Consider the following 11,878-nt stretch of genomic DNA (forward strand, 5'->3'; position numbering starts at 1 on the left):
ACTACGCAGCCCGATCGCCAGCCTCCGCACCCAGCTCGAGGTGGCACAGGCGCATCCGGGACTGCTCGAACCGGGTGGGCTGCTCGAGGACACCGTGCGGCTGGAACATCTGGCCGCGGATCTGCTGCTGCTGGCCCGGCTCGACTCCGGCGAGCAGCCCCGCGCCGATCGAGTGGCGCTGTACGAACTGATCCGCGAAGAACTCGCCCGCCGCCCGCCCGGCCGGATATCGGTCGAGTTCACGGGATCCGACGCGGCACTCACGGTCCTCGGAAGCCGGGCCCAGCTCGTGCGGGTTCTCGGCAACCTGCTCGACAACGCGCAGCGTCACGCCGCCACGACAGTCCGGGTCGGGCTGGCGCGAGCGGACGGCACCGCGGTCCTCGACGTCGCCGACGACGGGCCCGGCGTCCCCGAGGCCGACCGGGACCGTATCTTCCGGCGTTTCGTCCGCCTGGACGACGCGCGCAGCCGCGACGAGGGTGGCGCCGGGCTGGGGCTGGCCATCGTCGGCGATATCGTCGAACGCCATCGGGGGGCCATCCGCTGCGAGACCGGCGCCCTCGGCGGGGCGCGGTTCATCGTGGTCCTGCCCGCGGCGGACGACCTGGGCCGGCCGCCGCCCCCGCGGTGACGTCAGGCCGCCGGCGCGTACTCGTCGGCCAGCGCCTGCTCGCGCAGCGTCCTCAGGGTTTTGGCGAGGATTCGCGATACCTGCATCTGGGAGATTCCGAGCCGGTCGGCGATCTGCACCTGAGTGAGGCCGCCGAAGAACCGCCACACGAGCACCTGCCGCTCACGCCGTGGCAGCGCCTCGATGAGCGGGCGCACCGTCATCGCGTCCTCGAGCAGCTCGTAGCAGGGCTCTTCACTGCCGAGACGGGCCAGCACCGCCGGCGGCGCACTGTCGTCGTCCTGATCGCGCACGGTGGCGTCGAGGGAATTGCTGGTGTGGCCGTTGCCCGCGATGAGGGCCTGCGTGACCTCGGTGAGTTCGACCCCGAGTTCGGTGGCGATCTCCCGCGCCGTCGGCATCCGGCCCAGCCGCTGGTACAGATCCTCGGTGGCCGGGCCGATCCGCAGATGCAGTTCCTTGGTGCTGCGCGGCACCCGCACGGCCCAGGTGTGATCGCGGAAATGACGGCGCACCTCACCCATCACCGTGGGTACCGCGAAGGACAGGAACGAACTGCCGCGGCCGGTATCGAAGCGGTCCACCGCGTGTACCAGCCCGACCCGCGCGATCTGGAGCAGATCGTCGAACGACTCACCGCGGCCGGTGAACCGGCGCGCGATATGTTCGGCCAGAGGCAGGCTCAGGTGCACGATGTGATCGCGCAGCTCCCGGCGGTGCGGATCGTCCGGGTCCAGAGCCTCCATCTTCTCGAACCAGGGCTCGATATTGTCGTAACTGTCGCCGCCACGGCGGGACCGCGACGGGCTGGGTGCGGTGGCGGTCCGGTGCGGCGCCGCGACAGCGGTCGTATCGTTCATCTGGGCTCCTCGGGCGTCCCAATCGGCTCGGTGATCGGCTCGACCTCACCGTGATACCCGCGTTCGTGTGATCGAAACGTGATCAGGTCAGAATTTCTCGGCGATCACGAATGCGCTGCTCACGGCATCGCGATCCTCAGTGTTCGCCGTGGCGGACCTCATCGCGCGGTTGCGCGAAACGGATCGTCTCCCAGCCGATCAGCGCGACGAGCACCGCGCACAGAATCGACAGCGACACCAGCGCCGGCAGTGCGGCCGCGAGGGGGATCAGCGCGAGGAGCACGACGATCGCCACCACCCGCGAGATCGTGACCTGCCCTGTCGCATAGCCTTTGCACCCCACCAGCCCGGCCAGGTACAGCGCCACTCCCCCGTACAGGGCGAACAGCGGTATCCCGTACAGCGCGTCGGTGAGCGTATGGTGCGAACTGTCGCCGACGTAGTACAGCACTTTCTTCAATCCCAGCGAGAGCGCGATGATTCCGACGATCATCGGGAAATGCCAGTACGTATAGCTGTTCCTGGCGATCTTGATCTGCCGGTCGCCGTCGGCGGTGGCCAGTGCGTGCTCCACCGACAGCGCCGCGACATCGAAATACGCCCACCACAGCAGGCCCGAGATCGCCAGTCCCAGCAGTGATCCGACCGTGATCGGCCAGGAGATGGGCAGTGCCGCGACCCCGATCCCGATGGAGACGATGGATTCGCCCAGCGCCACGATGATGATCAGGCCGTAGCGTTCGGAGAAATGCCGGGCCGAGTTCACCCGCCAGCCCTCGCCCGACAGCAGGGTCCAGAGCATATCGCCGGCGATGGCCGCGATCCAGAGTGCGATCTGGACCGCACCGGAGGTCGTCGCCGCGATCACCAGCAATACGGTGCCGACGGTGATCGATCCCAGCCCCCAGCGGATCACCTGTGCACGCAGCCGCGGATCCGAAGCGCTGGCCAGCCAGAACATCACCAGGTGCACCAGCCGGGCCACCAGGTAGGCGATCGCGAACACCAGCGGCCCGAACCAGCCGCCGGCCAGGTCGTCGAAGGCTTCCGGGATGGTCAGGGCGGCGATGAACGCGGCACCCATCGCGGCGAACATCGCGACCCGCGCCAGTCCCTCATCGGCCCGGATCACATTGCCGAGCCAGCTGTAGGCGATCCAGACCCACCACATCACCGCGAGCACCAGCAGCGCTCGCAGCATGTTCTTCGCGGTCGTCTCGTCGGCGGCCAGGTCGGTGACCTTGGTCAACGCGAATACCAGGACCAGGTCGAAGAACAATTCGAGCTGGGTGACCGCGGCCCCCTGCGCGACAGGTTGCAGGCGCGCCCGCTTGGATCCACTCATAGCGCAGATCCTCGCATCCGTGGACCCCTATCGCACCGATGCGCGCCTTCCCCGCCACGGACAAACGAGAACCCAGCGGATCGCGCCACCCCGGGCAGACATACGCAACCAATGGTTGCGTCATCTGGTTGGATCACCTACCGTTGAACGCAACCAAACATTGCACATGGAGGAGTGGTCATGGAATACGGCAGTATCGAACGCGAAATCCAGGTCGACGCGGCGCCCGAAATCGTGTTCGAGGTCGTCAGCAGGCCCGAGCACATCGCGGAGTGGTGGACCGACAGCGCCACCTTCGATCCCGCGCCGGGTTCGGTCGGCGAACTCGTCTGGGGCGATCGCGAGGACGTGTCCCCGATCAAAATCATCACCTCCGAGCCGCCGCGGATTTTCGCCTTTCGCTGGCGCTACCCCGACGCCGTGGACGACGCTGCCTCCTCCCTGCTGGTGACCTTCGAACTCGTCCCGTCCGGTGCCGGCACCCGGATCAAGCTGACCGAAACCGGATTCCGGGAGATGGGCTGGGAAGCCGCGGTCCTGGAGGAGCAGTATCGCGCCCACAACGACGGCTGGAACTTCTACATCCCCCGGCTCGGCGACTACCTCGCCGGATTGGTGTCGGCCCCGTGAACACCGTCGACGACGAGCTGTGGTCCGCGGTCGGCGATCCGACCCGGCGCCGCATGCTCGACCTGCTGCTCACCGATGGCGAGGGCACGGCGACCGGCCTCAGCGGACAACTCCCCGTGACCCGCCAGGCCGTCGCCAAGCACCTGACCACGCTCGAGCGCGTCGGGCTGGTCCACGCCACCCCCGCCGGCCGGGAGCGCCGCTACCGGGTGGACGAGGCCCAGCTCGCCCGCGCGGTCGCCCAGCTCGCCTCGGTCGGCGCCGCGTGGGACGCCCGCCTGCGGCGTATCAAACGGATCGCCGAGGCGATCCAGCGCGAACAGGACCGCCTTCGCCCACCGCGAGGGCATCCCGTACACCAGGACCCCGGCGAGGTCGAGATCGACAACCGGAACTGACTGCCACCTGCGGACTCGGCGGAGGTTCGGCCGGAATCGGGCCGACTCCGCCGAATACGCCACGAACTGCGGATAACCTTGTTACCGTCATGCTGCTGAGTGCGGCGGCCGGGCGCTGAACCAGCACGGACCCGGGCTGCCGACGATGCCGGATCGCGCGGGATCCGGCATCGCGCGTACCGGTCGTGCCACCCAGCAGAGCAGTTCGATCAGGACGGAATGGCACTTATGACAGTTCGACTCGCTGTATCCGACGGCCCCACCGGCGTTCCCCCCACTCCCCGCAAGAGCTCGATCAGGCGGCGCCCGCTGCGCAGCCGGATCGTGGTCGTCACACCGTCCGCGGCCGACGCGGTGCTCAGGCTCGGCGGCTGGCTGTTCGACCGCACCACAGCGGGCTGGGAAACCGTCGCGCTCACGGCGGACGGCGACGGCTCCCGGGCCCTGGAGATCGTCGGAGCGAGGGTCCTGGATCTCGAGACAGCCCTCGGCCGCCCCGGCTGGACCGCCGATATCGACGAACTCGCCGTATCCGCCGAGTTGTACTCCGCCGACCTCCGGGTCCGCGATCTGGTCCGCACCCGGGTCGACCGCGGCACCGAGCACACCTACCTCTGGGGCGGGACATCCGCCGAACCCCACGGTGACGCCGTGCTCACGCGTCATCGCGTCAGCCTCGCGGGCCTGGCCTTCAAGCGGCGCGCCCTGGAGGCGGCCGGCACCGCAGACGGCCCCGGTGCGGGCGAGGAACTCTTCTGGCCCGCCGGCCTCCGGCGCTAGCCCCTACTCGGGGTTCGCCGCGCCCGCCGGTTGCCGGCCGAGGCGCGGGGTGTAGGGCGAGAACAGCGCGGCGTCCAGAGCGCCTGTCGCCCCGTCCGCCGGTTTACGCACCGCCAGGTGGGAATTATCGCTGGTGAGCCGGTGGAGCACTCGCTCTATCGAGGAGAGGATGGTGGGAACGTCGGCCGATCCGTCGACCAACCGGCCGACCATCGCGTAGCAGAGGTTGATCATGACCAGTGCTATATCCGCGACATAGTCCGGATCCAGACCGTCGAGGAGCTGGGCGGCGGAGGGCACGACCGCCTCGAAACCCTGACTGTCCAGGCGGTGCCCGCCGGGGGTCACGCGGGCATAGTAGAAGGCCTCGGCCATGCGCGGACTGCGCTCCCACGGCTGAAAGACGCATTCGATCAGGCGCATCAGCCCGCGATCCAGTGGTTCGTCCGGCGGCGGCGCCGCCAGTTCGGTATAGGAGTTGTCGGCCATCCACGCCTCGACCGCCGCCAGGATCAACGCGTCACGATTGCTGTAGTGCTGATAGATCGTGGTCAGCGAAACCCGGGCGCGCTTGGCGACCGTCCGCAGCTGCACCGCGTCGTAGCCGTCGGACTCGACGATCTCCACCACGGCACCGATAATCTTCGCCGCCGTGGTCGATTCGCCGAGACCGTTCACCGGGCCATGGTAGCCCGGTCCCGCACGGCTCCACCCCCACCACGGCGAATCCCGCCGGAAACGATATCGGCCCCACCGTTATTCGAGCGCGGGCAATCGTGGCACACCACGGCACAGCCAACCAAGGTTAGGATTACCTTTCCACGTAGTCGATCACGGGTCGTTCGCTGCGTGGCCGATGTTGTACCGATGATGAGGGGTTCCGATGACTGCCGCTTCGACACTCGACCGTGCCGACACCACCGCCGTTCCCGACCGGAGCACATCCGCCGATATCGGGCTGCTGATACTGCGGGCCGCGTTCGGACTCCTGTTCGCCGCCCACGGCGCCCAGAAACTGTTCGGCTGGTTCGGTGGTGACGGCCTCACCGCGAACAACGCCGGTTTCGAGAAGATGGGCTTCCACCCCGGCAGCGTGTTCGGCACCCTGGCCGGGGTCAGCGAACTCGTGGGCGGTCTGCTGCTGACCTTCGGCGCCTTCACCCCACTGGCCGCGGCCGTCGTGCTGGGCACCGCCATCGTCATCGTCGATACCGGATTCCACAAGGGGCTGCTCGGCGGCTACGAACTGGGCTTGCTGTTCGGCGTCGTCGCCGCGGCCGTCGCGTTCACCGGACCGGGCCGGCTGTCCGTGGACGCCGGCCGCCCCTGGGCCCGGACCGGGCCCGTCTGGGGTGCGATCTCGGTGGGTCTCGCGGTGGTGGCCGCGGTGCTCACACTGGGCGGTAAAGCGCTGCTGTAGGCCCGCCTACAGCCCGCCCCGGGCGACCAGTTGCGCGGCGATGACATTGCGCTGGATCTCGTTGGTGCCTTCGCCGACGATCATCAGTGGAGCGTCGCGGAAGTAGCGCTCCACGTCGTATTCGGTGGAATAGCCGTAGCCGCCGTGGATTCGGACCGCGTTCAGCGCGACCTCCATCGCCACCTCCGAGGCGAACAGTTTGGCCATCCCGGCCTCCATATCGCAGCGTTCGCCGCGGTCGTACATCTCGGCCGCGTGCCGGGTGAGCTGGCGCGCCGCGGTCAGTTTCGTGGCCATATCCGCCAGGTAGTTGCCCACCGACTGGTGCTTCCAGATCGGCTCGCCGAAGCTCTCCCGCTGCTGCGCGTAGGCCAGCGAATCCTCGAGCGCGGCCGTGGCGACGCCCAGCGCCCGGGAGGCCACCTGGATCCGGCCGGTCTCCAGGCCCTTCATCATCTGCGGGAAACCCTTACCGGGGGCGCCGCCGAGTATCGCCGTCGCCGGGATCCGATAGCCGTCGAAGGACAACTCGCAGCTCTCGACGCCCTTGTAGCCCAGTTTCGGGAGGTCGCGCGAAACAGTCAGCCCGGGACCGTGTTCGACCAGCACGATGGACATGCCGCGGTGGCGCGGTACCGCCCCGGGATCGGTTTTGCACAGCAGGGCGATAACGCCCGCGCGCCGCGCGTTGGTGATCCAGGTCTTGGCGCCGTCGATCACCAGGTCGTCGCCGTCGGGCCGGGCCGTGGTCGTCATGGCCTGCAGGTCCGAGCCGCCGCCGGGTTCGGTCAGCGCCATGGTCGCGCGGATCTCCCCGGTCGCCATCGGAGGCAGATAGCGGCGCTTCTGTTCCGCCGTGCCGAACAGGCCGATGAGTTTCGCGACGACGGTATGACCACCCATCGCCCCGGACAGCGACATCCAGCCGCGCGCCAGTTCCTCGGTCACCTGCACGTAGCACGGCATCGACACCGGTGTGCCGCCGTACTCCTCCGGGATCGCCAGACCGTAGATCCCGATCCGCTTCATCTGCTCGATCCACATCTCGGGGTAGGTCCCGGCGTGCTCGACCTCCTGTACCGACGGCTTCACCTCGCGTTCGATGAACGCACGCACCGTCTGCACCAGCAGCGCTTCGTCGTCGTTCAGGTAATAGCTCACGTGCGTTGTCCTCACCGTCGCGCGGGCCGCCGGGCCCGGGAATCCGTCGAGCGCATGGTCGCCCCACCGCGACCAACGGTGTCGGCGATCTCGGCTCGGTGCCGCACGAAGCGTCGCACGCGGCGGTTTCACGGCGTGCCGAGACCTCTGCCCGCGTTGTGGGCCGCGGGTAGCATCGGCCCCGTGTCCGACACTCCGGGAGGCAGCGCCGCGGCCACCGCGCACCGGGTGCTCGATTGGGCCGAGAGCGGAGTCCCGGTCCTCACCGGGTTTCCCGACGGCCCGGCGCTCATACCACCCGGTTCGGCGGCGACGGTCGCGCGGCGGCATACCGAACGCATCGCGGCGGTCACGAATGGCCGGGTCCGGCTGGACGGCGCTCGGCTGCTCTCCGAACGCAGCGCGTTCACGGGCTCCCGACGCGCCGGGGCGTGGTCTCCGGGACGGCACTCCCGCCTGCTGCCCACAGCCGACGGCTGGGCGGCCGTCACTTGTGCGCGGCCCGATGACCCGGTCCTGCTCGCCGCCCTCATCTCCCGTGACGCCGAGGACGATCCCTGGCCCGGAGTCACCGACTGGCTGCGCACCCATACCGGTGCCGAACTCGCCGAACGGGCGGAACTGCTGGGCGTGGCGGCGGGACCGGTGGCGCCGGCGCCGGCGATTCCGCCACAGCCACTGCGCCCGCGGCCGGTGGATGGTTTACGCGTGGTCGATTTCAGCGCACTGTGGGCAGGTCCGTTGTGCGCGCATCTGCTCGGCCTCGGGGGAGCCCGCGTGATCAAGGTCGAGACCCCGGCGCGGCCCGACGGCGCCCGCCGCGGCGACCCGGATTTCTATCGGCTGCTGCACGGCGGGCACGAATCCGTAGTGCTCGATCCCGGCGACCCCGACCAGCGTCGCGCCCTCGGCGAACTCGTCGAATCCGCCGATATCGTGATCGAGGCCTCGCGGCCTCGCGCATTGGCCGGATTCGGGCTGGACGCCGCGGCGTTCGCCGCCTCCGGGGGCACCTGGATCTCGATCACCGCGCACGGCCGGGCGTCGAACCGGATCGGATTCGGCGACGATATCGCCGCGTCGGCGGGCCTGGTCGCCCTTGCGCGGGGTATCCCGGTGTTCATCGGGGATGCCATCGCCGATCCCCTGACGGGCCTGACCGCGGCAGCCCTGGCGATGTCGGCCCCCGCCGACGGTTCCGGCCGGCTCTGGGATATCGCGATGTCGGCGGTGGTGGCCGCGACACTCGGCCCCGAACCCCACCCGACCACGGCGATCGACGAAACACGTGTCGCCGCGCCGAGCCGCCGAGACGCCGTCGGCGATGCTCCCGGCAGCGGCCGCCATACCGAAGCGGTACTCGCCGAACTCGGCACGCGCCGGCGAGGAAGCCGCTGACCGGTGCAGCCCGACCGGCCGGGATCGCACCCGCCGACCTCGCTCACCACAGGATCCGAACAGCCAGGATGCCGCTCAATCCCGCCGGATGACAATGACACCCCGGCCCGGGCGCCAGTGCCGGATGACAATCACCTCCGCGTCCTCGTCGACGGAGGTCAGGACCGCATCGGTCAACTCGAGCCGGTAGTCGTGAACACCGGGCGGTGAGCCGAACGCCGCTTTCTCCGGCCCGGTGACCTCGACGGCCGTGCCGGCCACTTTCGCGTCACCCGCACCGGGGTGGGCGTGGATCGCACACCGTCCGTCCCGGCGTAGGTCGGCCGCTTTCACTGCGCGGGGCAATGAGCCGAACATCAGGTCCGGGCCGATGAACTCCACCTCCGAACCACTGACCCGGGGAGCGCCGTCCCGGCGCAGCGTAGCCAATATGTGGGTCTTGTGGGCTTCGAACCGCTGCCGGATCTGCCCCGCCAGCTCGGGTGCCTCACTCTCGAACTCCCGCCAAGTCGCCATCCCATCAGGATGGCAGCCCGCACCGACAGGCCGGCGGCACCGGCTGCCGATCGAATCCGGTCATTCTCCGCCACCGGCACCACCACTGCAGCCACCGGCTCCGCCGCAGCCACCGCCCCCGCTTCCCCCACCGCGGGAACCGGCGCCCCATCTGCGGCGCCTCCGGTCCCGCCGTGCGCGTTGATAGGTGGCCTGCCGGTAGCGTCTGCGCCGCTCCTCGGGGTCGATGCGCCGGGACCGCGCGATAGCCGCCACGACCAGCACGGCTGCCGTCAGCAGCCAGAGCGCCATCGCGACGCCGTCGCTCATCGCACCGATGATCCCGGTCACGACCGCGCCGATGACCAGGATCTTCTGTGAGCCGGACATCTTCCACACCCCCTCGCCGAACTTCTGCCCATCGATCGTAGCGAGCAGGGCCTCGAAGGATAAGCGCTACAGCGGGTCTCGCCCGCCGCGAAGCACCCACTCGACGCGGCAGTGCTCCGATGGCCTACCCGGCCTAGCGAAGCCGGTCGGTGAGACGTTCCAGCAGCGGTCGCTGCCCGCGGACGAGTTTGTCGTGCGCGGTGGCCGAGTCGAACCATTCGGCCCGGTCGACCTCGGGGAACGTCCGGTATTCGCCCGACTTCGGCGGCCATTGCATCTCGAAGGTTCCCGGTATCACCAGCGCCGGATCGAGTTCGCCCTCGACCGCCCACGCCTGGACCCGCTTGCCGCCGTAGCGCACCTCACCCAGCGCGATCCAGTCGCCGTCCGGCACGGGTAACCCCAGTTCCTCGTGAAATTCGCGGCCCGCGGCGGCGCGCGCGTCCTCGTGCCCGGGCTCGTACTCGCCCTTCGGGATCGACCACGCCCCCGCGTCCTTACGCGCCCACAGCGGACCGCCCATATGTCCCAGCAGCACTCGCACCTCGGGCTCGCGGCGAAACAGCAGGATTCCGGCGCTGAATTTCATGGCGCCCATCTTGCCAACCGTCACGAGCCCGCGGCCGGCGCCGCACGGATACCCGCCGGGATGCACTACTCGTCGTGGCGCCGAGGCCCCGGATTCAGACGGCCGGCGCAGTTCGAGGCGCGTCGACTACCTCGCCGATCCACGGCACGACGGCCGCCCGGACATCGACCGTCCGGGGCAGGAGGCCGTTGGCATACAGCAGATCCGCGCAGCGCTGCTGTTCATCGAGGAATTCCGGGGTGACCGAGCCGATCCCGAAGGGTCGCCCGCGCAGAGCCGCCTCCCAGCGATCGAGATCGGCTGTCCCACCATGCCGTTCCGCGTCGTCGACGAAGAACCGCGCGGCTTCGCGCGGATTGGCGATGATCCACGCGTCCGACTCCTGCAGGGCCGCGACGATGGCTTCCAGTTCCGGGCGGTGGTTCTCGGCGAACTCGCGGCGGACGAACCACAGCGACGGGTGGCTGAAGAGTCCGTCGGTGTCGACGAGCGTCTGTATCTCCGCGGAGGACTCGACCTCGGCAAGCGCCGGGTAGGCGCCGACCCACGCATCGATATCGCCGCGCAGCAGGGCGGCGCCTCCGTCGTTCACGTCGATATCGACCGGAACGATATCGGCCCAGCGCAAACCCTCGCGGTCGAGAGCCAGCAGGGCCAGCGTGGTCTGCCAGGAGCCGTGGGCGATCCCGACACGTCTGCCCCGCAGATCGGCGACGGTGCGGATACCGGATCCCGTCGTGCTCACCAACCGCCCGTTCTCGATTCGAGGACCGGAAATCCCGACGTAGACAAGGTCGCGTCCCTGTCCCAGGCCGGTGATCGGCGGGGTGAACCCGGTGCCGATGAAGTCGTATCCGCCGTTGTCGAACAACCAGTCCGAGTGCAGGGTCGGCAGCCCGGTCCGGGGATCGGCCCGGGGTGGGGCGGGAAGTTCGCGCAGGTCCACCCACTCGACGTCCGAGAGATGGGAGTCGAGCAGGCCGCTGTGACGCAGGACGAACAGGGAGTTGTTGTTCGGGAAGTACCCGATACGAATGGTCATCCGAGGTTCCTTTCCGGCTGTGGGTCAGACCAGGCCGCGGCTGCGGGCCGCATCGAGTAGTCCACTGCGGCCCCACTGGGCGACCAGGTTCGTCGGGTCGAAGTCGACGGCGCCGCCGACGAGTTCACCGAGCGCCTGGTATCGGGCGCCCTCTTCGAGCAGGACCACGAACTTCGCGAGCTCGAGCAGGCCGGACCGGCCGATCACATTGACCCCGCCGTTGGCCTCGAAGATGGCGACGAGATCGGGATCGTCGACGAGGCGGTCGAGGATGAAGTCGCCGGGGGGCCCGGCTGCGATCGATATGCGGCGGGATATCACGCGAGAGCGTCAGACGCTGGGAGGCCGCGTATTTGATGCGCAGGGTGCGGTGGGTCTGGGCCCATCCACCCAGCCAGGGGGTGTGCACATGCACGATCGAGGTGATCTCGGGATGTGCACGGAAGACCCCGGCGTAACCGGTGACGAAACCGGCGGAACCCGCGCCGGAAAGCACTTCCCCGTCGAAGGACGCGAGGATCGGCTTCGCGCTCCGGTCCTGCGCCCACGGCCCGGGATCGTTGAGCGCCACGGCCAGCTCTTCGCCGGGGACCCGCTCGACGAAGTTCACTGTGCCGTTCGCTGATACGGTCCCGGTCTCGCGGAATACCCGGAAAGCGGTGTCGGCGGCGCGGCGTGCGTCATCCACGAACGCCTCGACCTGTGGGGTCACCCGCGTTTCGGTACCGGTCATGAG

General features: G+C 69.2%; 14 protein-coding genes and 1 pseudogene. 6 read left to right on the plus strand and 9 right to left on the minus strand.

The window, feature by feature from the left end:
* A partial coding sequence (locus ACWDU1_RS08800; RefSeq protein WP_449996873.1) for a sensor histidine kinase occupies positions 1 to 634 on the plus strand: 634 nt, incomplete at its 5' end.
* Between the two features lie 2 nt (positions 635 to 636).
* On the opposite strand, the gene ACWDU1_RS08805 is transcribed toward ACWDU1_RS08800, so the two are convergent.
* Both ACWDU1_RS08805 and ACWDU1_RS08810 read right to left on the minus strand, forming a co-directional pair.
* A complete protein-coding gene (locus ACWDU1_RS08805; RefSeq protein WP_449996875.1) occupies positions 637 to 1,494 on the minus strand; it encodes an RNA polymerase sigma factor SigF in 858 nt (285 codons plus the stop codon).
* Positions 1,495 to 1,630: 136 nt separating this feature from the next.
* On the minus strand, positions 1,631 to 2,839 hold the full coding sequence (locus ACWDU1_RS08810; protein ID WP_449996877.1) for a low temperature requirement protein A: 1,209 nt from the start codon (positions 2,837 to 2,839) through the stop codon (positions 1,631 to 1,633).
* A 180-nt stretch (positions 2,840 to 3,019) separates the two neighbouring features.
* On the opposite strand from ACWDU1_RS08810, the gene ACWDU1_RS08815 reads away from it, so the two are divergent.
* The 3 genes from ACWDU1_RS08815 (at position 3,020) to ACWDU1_RS08825 (ending at position 4,647) form a co-directional block, all read left to right on the plus strand.
* Positions 3,020 to 3,469, plus strand: a complete 450-nt coding sequence (locus ACWDU1_RS08815) for an SRPBCC domain-containing protein (protein WP_449996879.1) — start codon at positions 3,020 to 3,022, stop codon at positions 3,467 to 3,469.
* A complete protein-coding gene (locus tag ACWDU1_RS08820; protein ID WP_449996880.1) occupies positions 3,466 to 3,867 on the plus strand; it encodes an ArsR/SmtB family transcription factor in 402 nt (133 codons plus the stop codon). Before ACWDU1_RS08815 ends, ACWDU1_RS08820 begins: the two co-directional genes overlap by 4 nt.
* Before the next feature lie 228 nt (positions 3,868 to 4,095).
* Positions 4,096 to 4,647, plus strand: coding sequence for a hypothetical protein (locus ACWDU1_RS08825; RefSeq protein WP_449996881.1), 552 nt, complete (start codon positions 4,096 to 4,098; stop codon positions 4,645 to 4,647).
* A 3-nt stretch (positions 4,648 to 4,650) separates the two neighbouring features.
* Here the strand turns inward: ACWDU1_RS08825 and ACWDU1_RS08830 are convergent, their stop codons facing one another.
* A complete protein-coding gene (locus ACWDU1_RS08830; RefSeq protein ID WP_449996882.1) occupies positions 4,651 to 5,325 on the minus strand; it encodes a TetR family transcriptional regulator in 675 nt (224 codons plus the stop codon).
* A 205-nt stretch (positions 5,326 to 5,530) separates the two neighbouring features.
* Here ACWDU1_RS08830 and ACWDU1_RS08835 point away from each other — a divergent pair, with 205 nt between their 5' ends.
* Positions 5,531 to 6,067 (plus strand): DoxX family protein, encoded by a 537-nt coding sequence (locus ACWDU1_RS08835; RefSeq protein WP_449996884.1) that lies wholly within the window; start codon positions 5,531 to 5,533, stop codon positions 6,065 to 6,067.
* A 6-nt stretch (positions 6,068 to 6,073) separates the two neighbouring features.
* Here ACWDU1_RS08835 and ACWDU1_RS08840 read toward each other — a convergent pair whose 3' ends face one another.
* Positions 6,074 to 7,228 carry an acyl-CoA dehydrogenase family protein gene (locus ACWDU1_RS08840; RefSeq protein WP_449996886.1) on the minus strand — a complete coding sequence of 385 codons (1,155 nt, stop codon included), beginning with the start codon at positions 7,226 to 7,228 and terminating at the stop codon, positions 6,074 to 6,076.
* Positions 7,229 to 7,411: 183 nt separating this feature from the next.
* Here ACWDU1_RS08840 and ACWDU1_RS08845 point away from each other — a divergent pair, with 183 nt between their 5' ends.
* Entirely contained in the window at positions 7,412 to 8,626 is a 1,215-nt protein-coding gene (locus ACWDU1_RS08845; protein ID WP_449996887.1) for a CoA transferase, read from the plus strand.
* Between the two features lie 75 nt (positions 8,627 to 8,701).
* Here the strand turns inward: ACWDU1_RS08845 and ACWDU1_RS08850 are convergent, their stop codons facing one another.
* From ACWDU1_RS08850 to ACWDU1_RS08870, 5 genes and pseudogenes are all read right to left on the minus strand, one after another.
* Complete coding sequence (locus tag ACWDU1_RS08850; RefSeq protein WP_449996889.1) at positions 8,702 to 9,142, minus strand: pyridoxamine 5'-phosphate oxidase family protein; 441 nt, start codon at positions 9,140 to 9,142, stop codon at positions 8,702 to 8,704.
* A gap of 60 nt (positions 9,143 to 9,202) precedes the next feature.
* A complete protein-coding gene (locus ACWDU1_RS08855) occupies positions 9,203 to 9,511 on the minus strand; it encodes a hypothetical protein (RefSeq protein ID WP_449996891.1) in 309 nt (102 codons plus the stop codon).
* A 133-nt stretch (positions 9,512 to 9,644) separates the two neighbouring features.
* The gene (locus ACWDU1_RS08860; RefSeq protein WP_449996893.1) at positions 9,645 to 10,100 is read right to left on the minus strand and encodes an NUDIX domain-containing protein; all 456 of its coding nucleotides are present in this window, start codon (positions 10,098 to 10,100) and stop codon (positions 9,645 to 9,647) included.
* Positions 10,101 to 10,194: 94 nt separating this feature from the next.
* Positions 10,195 to 11,142, minus strand: a complete 948-nt coding sequence (locus tag ACWDU1_RS08865; RefSeq protein WP_449996895.1) for an ABC transporter substrate-binding protein — start codon at positions 11,140 to 11,142, stop codon at positions 10,195 to 10,197.
* Positions 11,143 to 11,166: 24 nt separating this feature from the next.
* Positions 11,167 to 11,875 (minus strand): annotated as a pseudogene (locus ACWDU1_RS08870) (class II aldolase/adducin family protein).
* Positions 11,876 to 11,878: the final 3 nt, after the last annotated feature.

It is taken from the genome of Nocardia sp. NPDC003345 (genome assembly GCF_053589395.1).